The organism is Sphaerisporangium sp. NBC_01403 (genome assembly GCF_045040145.1).
Classification (GTDB): Bacteria; Actinomycetota; Actinomycetes; order Streptosporangiales; family Streptosporangiaceae; genus Sphaerisporangium; species Sphaerisporangium viridialbum.
Genome location: NZ_CP109534.1, coordinates 8,547,898 through 8,559,900, shown reverse-complemented (window position 1 = coordinate 8,559,900; position 12,003 = coordinate 8,547,898). Strand labels below are relative to the sequence as shown.

General features: G+C 66.0%; 15 protein-coding genes. 8 read left to right on the top strand and 7 right to left on the bottom strand.

Features of this window, described 5'->3' with window-relative positions; translation table 11 throughout:
• Positions 1-11 precede the first annotated feature (11 nt).
• Complete coding sequence (locus tag OG589_RS38490; protein WP_405143448.1) at positions 12-335, top strand: hypothetical protein; 324 nt, start codon at positions 12-14, stop codon at positions 333-335.
• Positions 336-440: 105 nt separating this feature from the next.
• Here the strand turns inward: OG589_RS38490 and OG589_RS38485 are convergent, their stop codons facing one another.
• Positions 441-785, bottom strand: a complete 345-nt coding sequence (locus OG589_RS38485) for a hypothetical protein (RefSeq protein WP_405143447.1) — start codon at positions 783-785, stop codon at positions 441-443.
• Between the two features lie 383 nt (positions 786-1,168).
• On the opposite strand from OG589_RS38485, the gene OG589_RS38480 reads away from it, so the two are divergent.
• Positions 1,169-2,266, top strand: a complete 1,098-nt coding sequence (locus OG589_RS38480; RefSeq protein WP_405143445.1) for a hypothetical protein — start codon at positions 1,169-1,171, stop codon at positions 2,264-2,266.
• 119 nt (positions 2,267-2,385) lie between these two features.
• On the opposite strand, the gene OG589_RS38475 is transcribed toward OG589_RS38480, so the two are convergent.
• Together OG589_RS38475 and OG589_RS38470 are read right to left on the bottom strand one after the other, a co-directional pair.
• Positions 2,386-2,598: a DUF397 domain-containing protein gene (locus OG589_RS38475; protein WP_405143443.1), complete on the bottom strand. Its 213-nt coding sequence runs from the start codon at positions 2,596-2,598 to the stop codon at positions 2,386-2,388.
• Positions 2,589-3,410, bottom strand: a complete 822-nt coding sequence (locus OG589_RS38470) for a Scr1 family TA system antitoxin-like transcriptional regulator (protein WP_405143441.1) — start codon at positions 3,408-3,410, stop codon at positions 2,589-2,591. Before OG589_RS38470 ends, OG589_RS38475 begins: the two co-directional genes overlap by 10 nt.
• 472 nt (positions 3,411-3,882) lie before the next feature.
• On the opposite strand from OG589_RS38470, the gene OG589_RS38465 reads away from it, so the two are divergent.
• The gene (locus OG589_RS38465; protein ID WP_405143440.1) at positions 3,883-4,104 is read left to right on the top strand and encodes a hypothetical protein; all 222 of its coding nucleotides are present in this window, start codon (positions 3,883-3,885) and stop codon (positions 4,102-4,104) included.
• Entirely contained in the window at positions 4,105-4,512 is a 408-nt protein-coding gene (locus OG589_RS38460) for an ATP-binding protein (protein WP_405143438.1), read from the top strand.
• Between the two features lie 119 nt (positions 4,513-4,631).
• On the opposite strand, the gene OG589_RS38455 is transcribed toward OG589_RS38460, so the two are convergent.
• Together OG589_RS38455 and OG589_RS38450 are read right to left on the bottom strand one after the other, a co-directional pair.
• Positions 4,632-5,147 carry an RloB family protein gene (locus OG589_RS38455; RefSeq protein WP_405143437.1) on the bottom strand — a complete coding sequence of 172 codons (516 nt, stop codon included), beginning with the start codon at positions 5,145-5,147 and terminating at the stop codon, positions 4,632-4,634.
• A 52-nt stretch (positions 5,148-5,199) separates the two neighbouring features.
• A complete protein-coding gene (locus tag OG589_RS38450) occupies positions 5,200-6,480 on the bottom strand; it encodes an ATP/GTP-binding protein (protein ID WP_405143435.1) in 1,281 nt (426 codons plus the stop codon).
• A gap of 300 nt (positions 6,481-6,780) precedes the next feature.
• Here OG589_RS38450 and OG589_RS38445 point away from each other — a divergent pair, with 300 nt between their 5' ends.
• The 4 genes from OG589_RS38445 to OG589_RS38430 all read left to right on the top strand — a co-directional run bounded on the left by OG589_RS38445 (position 6,781) and on the right by OG589_RS38430 (position 10,329).
• Positions 6,781-7,431 (top strand): DUF6879 family protein, encoded by a 651-nt coding sequence (locus OG589_RS38445; RefSeq protein WP_405143434.1) that lies wholly within the window; start codon positions 6,781-6,783, stop codon positions 7,429-7,431.
• Positions 7,432-7,701: 270 nt separating this feature from the next.
• Positions 7,702-8,196 (top strand): molybdopterin-dependent oxidoreductase, encoded by a 495-nt coding sequence (locus tag OG589_RS38440; protein ID WP_405143432.1) that lies wholly within the window; start codon positions 7,702-7,704, stop codon positions 8,194-8,196.
• Between the two features lie 455 nt (positions 8,197-8,651).
• Complete coding sequence (locus OG589_RS38435; RefSeq protein WP_405143431.1) at positions 8,652-9,041, top strand: hypothetical protein; 390 nt, start codon at positions 8,652-8,654, stop codon at positions 9,039-9,041.
• Positions 9,042-9,126: 85 nt separating this feature from the next.
• On the top strand, positions 9,127-10,329 hold the full coding sequence (locus OG589_RS38430; RefSeq protein ID WP_405143429.1) for a hypothetical protein: 1,203 nt from the start codon (positions 9,127-9,129) through the stop codon (positions 10,327-10,329).
• Between the two features lie 18 nt (positions 10,330-10,347).
• Here OG589_RS38430 and OG589_RS38425 read toward each other — a convergent pair whose 3' ends face one another.
• Positions 10,348-11,337 carry a glycosyltransferase gene (locus tag OG589_RS38425; RefSeq protein WP_405143427.1) on the bottom strand — a complete coding sequence of 330 codons (990 nt, stop codon included), beginning with the start codon at positions 11,335-11,337 and terminating at the stop codon, positions 10,348-10,350.
• On the bottom strand, positions 11,334-11,912 hold the full coding sequence (locus OG589_RS38420; protein WP_405143425.1) for a D-glycero-alpha-D-manno-heptose-1,7-bisphosphate 7-phosphatase: 579 nt from the start codon (positions 11,910-11,912) through the stop codon (positions 11,334-11,336). The genes OG589_RS38425 and OG589_RS38420 overlap by 4 nt, the downstream gene beginning before the upstream one ends.
• Between the last annotated feature and the right edge of the window lie 91 nt (positions 11,913-12,003).

The window sequence follows — 12,003 nt, the reverse complement described above, 5'->3', positions numbered from 1 at the left end:
GGGTGGGTCGCTTGGTCAGATCGAGACAGCCGAAGCTGGTGCGCAGGCTGGAGGAGGCATCCAAGGTCGTCAGGGCCACGACCGGCCTGCTCAGGCAGATGTCGGGCCTGCTCCGCCAGCTCGTCATGATGGTCGGCTGGCTGGTGCTGCTGGCCGGTTCCATCCGCCTGCTCGTCGACCCGCCCTCGACCCTCTCGCCTGAGCACTTCGTCGCGCCCGGCGCCGGAGCGGCGGCCGTGCTCCAGGGTCTGATCAGGCTACCGGCGAGGTGGTGGAGGCCCGAGCCGCCCAGCCTCACCGATCTCGTGGACGCGGCAGGGGCCCCCGAGACATGACAAAGGCGGCGAGCGCCACCACCCGCGCAGGGGCGCTCGCCGCGTCCGTTGGCCAGGATCGCAGGGCTTCGCCGCGATGGGCGGGCCCTGCTAGGCCGGGTGAAGTCAGCCGATCTGGAAATAAGGGTTACGAGCCTTGAAAGTGCACTCGCCCACAAACTTGACCGTCTTGCCAGGTGCGATGTTCTTCCACCCGGTCTTGTACTGCTTCGAGCCGTTGCCGATCAAGTTGACGCACCAATAAACCAGACGCGCCTTACCGGTCGCGTTGCCCTTGTTCTGACACTTGCCCCAGACAGTGGTTTTGCCGGTTCCGGGGGCGTTGCAAACCACCTTCGCGGCCCTGACCGTGGACGCACTCGCATCCGCGGCCTGGGCGACGCCGCCGAACGGCGCCAGCACGGCAATCGCACCTGCCGCTACGACCAGCGATCGAGTTACCTTATTCATCGTTGATTTCCCCTCGTAGACGGATTGCGGCGCTTCGCGATCCAGAAAAGCTAAGCGTCGCGTCCGGCGATATCCCGGCGAAACGGAAATCCGGGATATCCACCATCGTGGCACGTGACCCGCCGACCAACCAAGGGATCTTTGTCCGAGGCCCGTCCAAGGCCTGCCATTTGAATTTTGGACAAATGACTCCGCAGGTCACAAAGCTACATGGACGTCCAGGAAAGCCGGGCGCCTGAGCGGGAACCGTGCCTGTCCCTGCGCGTCGATCACCTTCCAGTAGACGCGGCAGGCTCATTCGAAGCCTGCCCCCATCCACCCGAGTGCGCTTCCGGCGGATTAATGGGAGGCACCGGCCGATGCGGTGGTGCCAGGATGCCGGGATGGAGGCGATTCTGCGGGCCGCGGGTGAGGTAGCCGGTGTGGAGCTCTTTGACCCGGTCGATCTGGGTGGAAGCTCCCGCAGTGCGGTGTTGCGGTGCCGTACGGCCGAGGGTGGCAGCGTCATCGTCAAGGCGTTCACCACGGAGCCGGAGGCACTGCGCGCCTTCACGGCGGAGGCTGCCGGGCTGTCGCTGCGGCTGGCGGGTCCTGAGCTGCTGGGTGTGGACGCCTCCGTTCCCCTGGTGGTGATGAACGACCTCGGTGACGCGCCGACACTGGCGGACGTGCTGCTCGGGGACGATCCGAAGGCCGCCGTGGACGGCCTGCTCGCCTGGGCGCGCGGGCTGGGACGGCTGGCCGCCGGATCGGTGCATCGACGTGCGGACCTGGCACGCCTGTGGACCGCGTACGACAAGGGCATGTTGTCCTGGGGCGAGGAGCCGTGGATCGCGCGGAACGCGGCCGACCTGATCACTCTCCTACCGGCGTCCGGCATCGCGGTGCCGCCGGGGCTGCCCGAGGAGCTGGCGCGCATCGGGACGGCCGGCGGGCAGGAGTACCCGGCCTTCACCCCGGGCGACACCTGCCCCGACAACAACCTGCTCACTGTGGACGGGCTGCGGCTGATCGACTTCGAGGGCGCGTGCTTCCAGTCGGTCTTCATGACGGCCGCGTACTGCCGGATGCCCTTCTCCAGTTGCTGGTGCGTCTTCGTCCTGCCACCGGGGCTGGCGGAGGAGATCGAGCAGGCCTATCGTGCGGAGGTCACCGCGATCTACCCGGCACTGGCCGAGGACGCCGTGTGGCACGCCGGGGTACGCCAGGCCATCGCCGTCTGGACGGTGGACGCGACGGTACGCCTGCTCCCACGCACAGCGGACGACAAACCACTGCACCCGACCCGGCGCCCCACCCCGACGATGCGCCAAGTTCTGACCCACCGCTGGGAAATGGCGAGCACCCTGAACGACTTCCCCGCCTTCGCGGAAACGATGCGACTACTCCTGGCGAAGGTGGCGGGCGGGTGGAACGTGTCTCCGCTACCCGGGTACCCCGCGTTCGACGAGGCGGTACGCGATGGCGGCGAGCAGCGCTGACCAGCAGTGACAATGGGTCGATAGGGTGCAAAGCTCTGAACCGGGCGACCGGAACAGCACTCGTGCGCTGAAGAGCCCCTGGCGACTGCCGGGGGCTCTTCAATGTCTCCGCCACCAGGCTAAAAGTCGAACTCGCCCTTCTTCGCGCCATCGAGGAAGGCATCCCACACGCCGGCGCTCACGACGAAAGGCGCCTGCTCGGGAGCCTCGGTATCCCGCAAGCCGACCCTGCCACCGGACAGCGGAGCAACCTCTAGACAGTCGCCACCGTTGGGGCCGCTCTTCGTGGCCTTGCGCCAGGCCGCCTTGCTCAACTCGTCACTCAGGTCCATCGTCTTTCCGCCTCTCTGATCAACTCGGTGGACACATGCTGGGGATGTGCCTGGACTCGAATCGTGTCATAAGTAGCGTGGATGGCTTCAACATCCTCCGGACGGTTGGTAACTTGCCCGTTTAGCGCTGATTCGAGATACACCGTATCCGGACTTCCGGGAAGCTGCGCGATGACGAAGCCACCAAGGACGCCTGTAGTCACTCCAAGCGCCAGCGGAAGCACTTGTATGGTGATCCGGGGCGACGCACAGGCTTCGAGAAGTCGTTGAATTTGGTGACGCATAACTTCCTGCCCGCCGACTGGGCGATGCAGGACGCCTTCATCCAACACCACGCGGAGCATCGGCGGGACGTCGCGAGCGAGGACAATTTGTCGTTCCAATCGTGCCGCTACGAATTGCTCTAGCTCGCGGTCTTGTATGCCGGCCTTTCCGCGCAGGATCGCCCGAGCGTACTCCTCGGTTTGCAGAAGCCCTGGCACCACTAGCGGTTGCCAGGTGTGCAGGGTATGCGCCTCTTGTTCGACGCCCAGCCATCCACGAAACCAGTGTGGGCTCACCTCACCGCTGAGGTTCGCCCATAGACGGACGAGCTCTCCTCCAGCTCCGAGGGCGTCGTCGCAGCGTTGAGCGAGATCACGACTCGGCGTTCGCTGACCTCGCTCGATGAAGCCCAACAGGCTCCGGCTGAACCGCGTTGTCGCAGCCAGCCGGTCTTGCGTGAAATTAGCCTTTTTTCGGTACTTGCGAAGTTCGAAGCCGAAAAGGTCCAGAGGCCTTGAGGCCGAATTGCGCTCGAAAGGAACGCCCATTTCAACTCCGTCCGACGAGAGGTGGCTACACCGGCACAGAAATGACACACGCATGGCACGAACTGTCGCGGCAGTGTGCCTGGACTTTCGATGCACAAGTTAGCCGGACGGCGGCAATCTGTGAAGCGAAACAGAAAGCAAGAACACTACGAAAAGTGGCCTGCTCATAGCCAGAATCAAAGGTTATGTCCGAACAAGGGAGGCAAAGCGTGACCTTTGACACGATATTGATGCATCATCCGGCAGGCAGTCCGCCGGTCCGGCCGGAACAGGCTTGTCACCGATTGGTGAGTCAGGCAGTCCGTTGGGGCGTCAGCGACGAATACTTCCGGGCTCGGGGTGTCTCGTTCAGCAGACGCCGGCCTCATCGAGACGGGGCGGCGGCATGAGGAGGCGCGATACCGAGGCGCGAGCGCGCGGACGGCACCGGCGAGGGGTGCCGTGCGCGCAGGCCGAGCCTCAACGGTGGGACATGCCCAAACAGACCGCCGCCCGGCGACTGGACCAGATCGAGCCCGCGTGGGCCATTTGGTACGGCGTGGGCACGCGACGGTTCTACGCCGTCGCCACCTGGCCCGCGCCCGAACCCCTGATCGTCCATGCGCGCACCGCCGACGACCTCCGTGACCTGATACGCGAGGCCGAGTGCACCGTCCCGGTAAGAACCCCGAAGCACCAGCCCGAGGAGCCCTGAATGCCAGAAACGCCGGACGGTCCCCGTACCGTCGGCTGGGACGTGCCGGACGATCTGTCGATGGTGGGTAAGACCAGAGGCATGGTGAAGGACATTCTCACCACCTGGGCCTTCGAGAACCTCGCGGATGACGTCGTCCTGGTGGTCGGGGAACTGCTGGCCAACGCGATCACCTATGGACGGCCCCCGGTCAGGCTTTCCATGTCCGCAGGAGCGGACGGGCTCTGTGTCGAGGTCACCGACCACGGTCCCGAACGGCCTCACCACCTGCACCTCGGCATCGAAGCCATCCACGGCCGCGGCCTGACCATCGTCGAAGCCCTCGCCAACCGATCAGGCGTCACCCTGCTCCCCGACGTGCCTGGCAAGACCGTCTGGGCCCGCTGGCGCCTCCCACCCTCCCGCTAAGTGATCAGGAATTCGGGTCTTGAGTCGTCCAGTTCGGTGCGTGATACCGGGTCGGCGCCCCACAGAACGTCAGGCAGTGCGCCCGTCCGTGTCGGGCTGTCCCGCGAACCGTCACTGGACTACTTGTCTGGTTCAGATCGACGCTGAAGGCTTTCGACCAGCCGCCAGACGCTGGTGGACGGATTCTTCAACGGATCGCCAGCGTCAGGATCGAGTTTCCGCGCTCTACGGCACGCGACATCGGTCCCGTCTGCGAAGTCAGAGAACTTGGTATTGCTTTCGCTCCAAGAAGGGACGAGCTCTTTTAGTCTCTTTTTTGCGTCGTCGGCTTTTTGGAACGGCCTGGCACAGTCGACATGATGAAGGATCAGCCAGAATTCAAAGCATGGCGTGGACAGTCCGAGATCAACTGGGCCGCGCTTCGCTTCACGCATCATCTCAGCCGTGAGTGTTTCATCCAGCTCGGTATCTAAGACACACCATACGGCATCATACTCATCTGAAACCCGACTGACCGCTTCGTGGACCACGGCAAGGTGGTCCCCTTTGGGTTCATCCACATCGATTTGCGGGCCCCGCCGCGACCGCATGCCGGCGAAGTAGTCTTTCTCGGTCTTTCCCTCACAAAGGATCAAGAAGCTGGGTCGTTCCTCCCTTACGGCGCGTCTGTTTCGCGTGAGGTTCGTTTCAATGCTGACTCTCCTGGTCCTGCGCTCGCGAGGAGCCATCGTCCCCTTCTCCCCGCGTTGACAGAGCCGCGGCAAAGATCTCGTCATTGACGATCGGAACAGCACCATAGCGCCCGGCCAGGTATCTCCGCTCCCGGTTCTCATCCCGGCGAGGCTTGAAGTCGGACAATGGGAACAATTCTGTCAAGCCAGATTCGTTCTTTTCGGTGAACCAAATATGGTCGCGGTGCAGCACCTCCCTGCCCTGGATCCGGCCGAGCAGCGTGGCGTCATGGCTAGTGAAGATGAGCTGGGCACCGAGGGGATTGGTGGACGGGTCAGTGAACAACCGGATCAGCTGCGCTGACAGGTACGGATGCAGACTCGAATCGAGCTCGTCCACGACCAGGAGGCTCCCCCGGTCGAGCGACCGAAAGACAGGGAGGCCTACCTCGTAAAGAGCGCGCGTCCCCAGAGACTGATCCCGCAACCCTAAGGCGAACGTGCCTTTTTCGCCTCTGTGCTTGAAGACCAGATACTTGCGGCGTTGCACCAGAGATCCCTCAGGTACCCGCAGACGCGCGTACCGCTCGGCAACCTCGGCATCTGTCTCCTCAAGCACCTCCGCCGACTCGATTCCAGTGTCCGCGGCCTGCAGCAGCGTCGTGAGGCGATCAAGGTAGCCGAAACGGTCTACGGCAGCCGCCGTAGCGGTGGCGCCACGAGGGGGGTAGGTCACCATGGGCTTGCGATCGAGGACACTGGTGAACCAGTCGTAGACCGGCCGGACGAGCCCCTGCTTCGATCTGGCCGCCACGGACAGGAACAACACGTTCGACTCCGTGATCTCTTCCACCTGCCGCATGGAATCTGGAGAATGCTCCCCATACGAGTACTCATCCAGGCTTCGTTGGAAGATCTTGCGTTTCCGCTTCTGCGGATAGCTGTACATCCACTCCTCGACCACTTGGGCGTCATCGACCGAGAAGCCGTATGTGTACTGAATTCCCTCCAGAAGCAGATCGACCACGAACGTGGACGGCTCTTCACGTACGTTGGCATCCAGGGCAAACGGTTGACGATGGATCCCGGCGCCCGGCTCGCTCTCCCGCAGGGAGCCGTGCACCAGATCTCGCATGTAAACCATCGCGTCGATGACGTTGGACTTACCCGACGCATTGGGACCGAAGAGCCCGACCACGGGAACGGCTTCCCAATCGACGTCGGATGGACCATCGGCGCTATAGCTCGGTGTGAGCAACAGCTGTTGCTCACTGCGAAGCGATCGATGGTTGGCCACGCGGAAACTTAGCAACATCAGCCTGCTGCCCCCTCTCATACAGGGTTTCTACCCTCGTTTGCGTGGAAGAACCGCACGGACGAGCAGTGGCAACGGTACGCGACCGTCCATCCGATGCACTGGCAGAACCCCGATAACTCGCGAAAACTCAATCAGCGAACCCGACAAACTTCTCATTCACTGATAAACCTCCAAGTGTGCCGCCTTACGCGCACTTCCCCATGGAAGTCACCGCCCGGCACGCAGGCATGGAAAACCGAGTTCGTATTGGTCTGGCTAGCTGGAGTAGGTGGAGGGTTCATGAGCGACAGCGTTGACCGTCTCAGGAAGACCGGAGTGGTCCTGTCGACCGACGAGTACGGCGAGGAGTTCGGGGCAGCCTTCGAGGCGGCCACGGGGCCGCTGTGGAAGCTGGAGCGCGCGCAGAATTTCTATGAGCCTGACGTGGCGAGCTGGCGGGCCATGATGGACGGCGACTGGGGCGCGGCCTTGGCGCTGGCGGCCGAGATGGGCGCGGCGTTGAAGGACTTCTACACGGTCCGGCCCCCCGTCCACCGCGTGAGGATCGTGGAGCGACCGCCGACCCCGTACGTGCAGTGGGAAATGCACGTGCTGGCGGCCAGGGTAGGCGCGGGAGAGCGGGTCAGAGTGCTGCCGGCGGAGGCCGTGCGCGATATGGACCCACTGCCTGAGCTGTTGGTCTTGTCGGACTCACTGCTGTACGAGGTGCTGTACGACGAAGTCGGCGGGCACCTCGGCGGGCGGAGGGTCTCCGACCCCGCGGTGGTAGGGCCATGGCTGGAGCTGGTCAGGGATCTCTACGAGCGCGGCGAGGAGCTACTCGCCTTCCATGAGCGAGAGATCGCGCCGCTGCCCCCGCCCCGGATCACCGACGAGATGCGCGCCGTGCTTCCCGAGTACGGCTCCCATACCGAGACGTTCAAGGGCTAGCGCGCGGGGATACCACTTCTTCTCCGCCCTCTGACACACCCGAGAAGCCCCGCCGGAGCCGCCGGTTCCTTACCGAGAAGCAGCTCATCCGAGCGGTCGGGCTGCGGTCACGGAGACCGAGCCGTCATCTGCCAGGGAAATCGCCAGATATTTTTCGAATATGCGAGGGCTATGCCGCTTTTAACTGGCATATGGGTGTGGTTTAGTCAAGGGGAGGGCATGCTGTGTTAAACGGTCGCATGTGCGTGGCCTGGTGGCGAGGAGGGGCTGATGCAGCCCACGTTGATCGACCTCACGGATGGCGTGTCCCCCCGCGCGCGGATGCGCCTGGCGGGTGACCTGCGAGCGCCGGGCGAGCTCAGCGTGGCCGATCTGCGGGCCATGCCGCAACGGCAGGCGGAGGCGACGTTCCTCTGCCGTACCTCGGGGGTCCGGCGGCACCACTTCACAGGTCCGCTGCTGGTGGACGTGGCCCGCATGGCCGAGCCGACCTTCGATGCCTCCGGGCGCAAGGATCGGCTGCGGTTCCTGGTTTCGGTGCTGGGGGGCGACGGTCACCATGCGGTGCTGTCGTGGGGGGAGATCGATCCCGAGTTCGGCAACGCGGAGGTGCTCGTGGCCGTCCAGATGGACGGCCGGGACCTGGACGAGCAGGGGCCGCACCTCGTGGTGCCGGGCGATCGGTGCGGGGGGCGGCACATCAGCCGCATCGTCGAGATCCGCGTCTGCGCCGACGCGCACATGTGGAGCGACCGCCACTTCTGACGCCGAGCCTCTAGGACGTCGGGTCATATGGATATCCGCCCACCCGGCAAGGGATTGACGGCTGAGCCGTGTGTCGCCCACCCAACCCTTCACCTCACCGGACGGCAGGTGAACCACCTCGGCCGACCAAGGTGTAGGACGCTCGCGACCTCAGCCGACCAAGGTCTGCGACGTTCTGCCTCGCCCGTTGTGATACGCAGCGGCTAAGGGTTGGGCATGGCGTGCGGAAAGGATCCAGAGGAGAGCGGGTTCCCATCCGCCGCACTGGTGGAGACCACGATCTGGGTGGGCAGCACACGCATCACCCGTCAACCGGGTCACGGGCGGGCACAGAAGTCACCCACCCAAATACCGACCCCCCGACGCCGCGTCCCGGCAGGTGTAAGCGACCTGCAAGCGGTGCGTTCTATCAATTCATGTACGAGGGGAGAAACGTCTTTACAGGGAGACCCGCGATGACCGGACCAGACCGCTCAATGGAATCCGCACCGAAAAGGTTCGACTGGCGCAGGCCGCCCGCCTGGTTCGGGCTTCTCATAATCCCGGTCGCGGTGCTCGCGGCCTTTGCCCTGACGGAGAAACACGGCCCCGTGCTCGGCGTGCTCGCGGGCATCGTGTATGCGTCCCTCGCGCTCGTGCCGCTGGCCTTGGACCAGGTCACCAGTTGGTCGAAGGCACACCCATTTCTCGACAGCCTCATCCTGCTCCCGCTTCTCTTCTTCGCACTCGCGTACCTCACCCAGCTGCCGCTGATCGCCTGTATGTGGATTGCCGCTGCATGTGCGGTGCCGTGGCTCGCCCTCACCACCTTCCTGAGAAAGCGGCGGCAGGCCCGATCGGCGTGAGGTCACGAATAGGCCGCGAGCCTCGCGGCGCGTGAACAAGCATTCCGCGCGATGCATCACATTAGATATGCATCGAGCATGTGACGTGACTCGAAATTCAGCTCTCGCCTGGTTGGGCCATCCCGCGACGATCGCGGCCGTGATCGTCCTGCTGCTGAACGACCATTTCCTCAAATACGCATGGCCGGGTGTGATCACCGGAAAGCTGAGCGACGTCGCGGGCATGCTGGTCGCCCCGCCGCTGCTCGCGCTGCTGGTGCTCACGTTGGGCGGCGCTCGCATGGACCCACACGCCGACCGCGTCGCTTTGACATCGCTGCTGGCCACGGGGGTCGGATTCGGTTTCGCCAAGGTCAGTGCGGTCGGCGCCTCTCTGGCTTCCCAGGCGTGGTCCCTCATCGCCGGACCGTCCGAGGTCCTCGCCGACGCCACCGACCTCGTCGCGCTCCCGGCGCTCGGCTTCGCCTGGTGGGTGTGGCGGCGCACTCGACACACCGCGGTCACCCTGCGGGCGGCGGGAACGGCACGAGTGCTGATCGTGGTCCCCATCACGATGTTCGCCGTCGTCGCCACCGCGGCTCCCCTTTACTTCGACGCCAGGGCCGTCGGCGTGCAGGATGGCGTGATCGTCGTCGACACCAGTGCGGGGCTGTCGATCAGCCGGGACGGCGGCACCACCTGGAAATGGGCCGACGCGGAGGCGCCGCTACCGGGTTCCCCCACGATCCGGCCCGACACGCCCGGCCCTGCCCTGGAAGACGGAGCCGCGACGTGGCCCGTCTTCCGGTATCCGAAGCTCCGCAAGAAGGCGTGCGTACCGGGTCGGCCGGAGCATTGCTACCGCGTAGACCCTCCCGCCCTGCACCTGAGCGAGACCTTCGACGGCGGCAGGACGTGGACGACCGCGTGGCAGGCGCCCTCAGAGATGCGGCAACAGCTCATGAAGGCCTGCTCTCCGGACTACCACCATCTGTCCTCGGGCGCGGTCACTGTGCTCGCCCGGCCGGGGGGGCATGTCGTGGTGGTCGCGAACGGATGCGACGGAATCGTGGTCCGTGACATCTTTGGGGCCTGGCACCGGTTCACGTTCACGGTCAATCTGGAGCCCCCGCCCCCAGAGGCGTCCCGGCCGTTCATCAAGCAAGCGCTCCCCGCGCCGGAGGTGGCAGAAGGAACCCACTTCGTGCGCGACTCATTGATCATCGCCGGGGTGGCGGCAGGACTGGTGTGCCTGGCTGTCGCCGTGATCGGCGTCCGACGCCGGGCCCGGCGCATGTCTCCGCCGTAGCGTTGACGTCAGGATGTCTCAGGGCGCGAGGCCGCGGAACAGGTCGTCCCAGTCCGTGAGGAAGCGTTCGAGGCCGTACCGGGCGAGGGTGGCGGCACGTCCCGCCTTTCCGGCCTGGCGTGCGCGCGGCGGGTCGTCCGCGAAGGCTCGTAGCGCGTCGACCAGCGTGGCCGGGCGCGTCGACACCACCCCGGCCTCCGGTGGCACGGCCTCGACGGCCTCGGTGGTCGCGAGCGCGACGACCGGCAGGCCGAGGAGCATCGCCTCGATCAGGGACAGCCCGAGCGAGGTCCACCGGTAGGGATGCAGGTAGACCCTGCGCCGCGCCAGCTCGGCGTGCATCGCGGACTGCGGCAGGTCCTCGTGGACGGCGACCCGGCCGGCCGTACCCGGCCCGGTGGGAAGGCCGGCCGTGCCCAGGTCGGCGGGGAGGCTGGTCACCTTCATGCCGAAGACGTCGAGCGGGACGGCCGCCGCGAAGCCGGGCAGCAGGTCGGTGCCGGCCACCCGCCGGCGGCGGACGGGCTCGTTGACGACGACGCCCGCGCGTGCCAGCTCGCCTGTGTAGCGGTAACCGGGGTCGACGACCCCGTGCTCGATCACGTGGACGGGGGCCAGGCCCGAATCCCAGAACAGCGCGTTGAAGTGGGTGACGTGCACCAGGGGGATGTCGTCGCGGCCCGCCAGCGGATGCCGGGTGTGCGGGACGTCTCCGGCCGGGGTGTTGTGCTCGACGTAGACCGCAGGCACGTCCCGGCCGGGGCGGCGGCCGGTCCAGCGCTCCGCCAGCTCGATCTCGGGTGGCCGCTGCAGCACGACCACGTCGAACTCCTCGCAGGCGAGGCGTTCGCACGGCACCTCGCGCACGGTGTCGGGCCAGGGGTACGTCCTCGCGCGGCCACGGCCGTCGGGACAGCGGCCGGGCGTTAGCGGCACGACGTAGTCGTGGGCGCCCTGGACGAACGCGGTGGCCCACGACCCGTGCACGTGCCAGAACAGGATCCTCATCGAAGTCCTCGAACCTGGAGGTCATCAGCAGCGGGAGGGAAGCCGGGCGAGCGACGCGAACACAGGGCCATCTCCACGGCGAGGCCCAGATCGGCGGCGACCTCCCAGGCCGCGACCACCTCCGCGGGCAGCGTCTGGGCCGTCGGCACGAGGATGCCCCGCGCCCCGGCGGCGCGGGCGGCCTCCATGTCACGGCCGATGTCCCCGATCACGACGCAGTCTTCGGGGCGGACGCCCAGGGTGGCCGCGGCGCGCAGGACCAGGCCGGGCGCCGGCTTGCGGCACGCGCATCCGTCCGCCTCCTCGTGCGGGCACACCGCCCAGACGTCGAACGGGCCGAGAAGCTCCTCCACGCGCGCGTTGACACCCGCGAGCGCGGCCGGGGCGATCAGGCCCCTGGCGACACCCGACTGGTTGCTGACCACGCCGATCGGCACTGCGGCCTCGCGGAGCCGGTCGAGCGCCTCGCGGGCTCCTGGCACGGCCTCGACGCGCGCGGGCTCGGCGTTGTACGGCACGTCCTCGATCAGCGTGCCGTCACGGTCGAACAGCACCGCGGCCGGCGGGTGATCCATGCTCGACAAGCGACACCTCCGCGGGTCGTTCCCCCACGCCTTGGCTACCCGGGCCGTTGGGCGACAAAACCCCGCCATCCATTACTTAGCG

Excerpts from the sequence above, each read along its gene's own strand:
- OG589_RS38485 (WP_405143447.1), bottom strand. The coding sequence starts at position 785 with ATGAATAAGGTAACTCGATCGCTGGTCGTAGCGGCAGGTGCGATTGCC.
- OG589_RS38480 (WP_405143445.1), top strand. The coding sequence starts at position 1,169 with ATGGAGGCGATTCTGCGGGCCGCGGGTGAGGTAGCCGGTGTGGAGCTC.
- OG589_RS38475 (WP_405143443.1), bottom strand. The coding sequence starts at position 2,598 with ATGGACCTGAGTGACGAGTTGAGCAAGGCGGCCTGGCGCAAGGCCACG.
- OG589_RS38470 (WP_405143441.1), bottom strand. The coding sequence starts at position 3,410 with ATGGGCGTTCCTTTCGAGCGCAATTCGGCCTCAAGGCCTCTGGACCTT.
- OG589_RS38465 (WP_405143440.1), top strand. The coding sequence starts at position 3,883 with ATGCCCAAACAGACCGCCGCCCGGCGACTGGACCAGATCGAGCCCGCG.
- OG589_RS38460 (WP_405143438.1), top strand. The coding sequence starts at position 4,105 with ATGCCAGAAACGCCGGACGGTCCCCGTACCGTCGGCTGGGACGTGCCG.
- OG589_RS38445 (WP_405143434.1), top strand. The coding sequence starts at position 6,781 with ATGAGCGACAGCGTTGACCGTCTCAGGAAGACCGGAGTGGTCCTGTCG.
- OG589_RS38440 (WP_405143432.1), top strand. The coding sequence starts at position 7,702 with ATGCAGCCCACGTTGATCGACCTCACGGATGGCGTGTCCCCCCGCGCG.
- OG589_RS38435 (WP_405143431.1), top strand. The coding sequence starts at position 8,652 with ATGACCGGACCAGACCGCTCAATGGAATCCGCACCGAAAAGGTTCGAC.
- OG589_RS38425 (WP_405143427.1), bottom strand. The coding sequence starts at position 11,337 with ATGAGGATCCTGTTCTGGCACGTGCACGGGTCGTGGGCCACCGCGTTC.
- OG589_RS38420 (WP_405143425.1), bottom strand. The coding sequence starts at position 11,912 with ATGGATCACCCGCCGGCCGCGGTGCTGTTCGACCGTGACGGCACGCTG.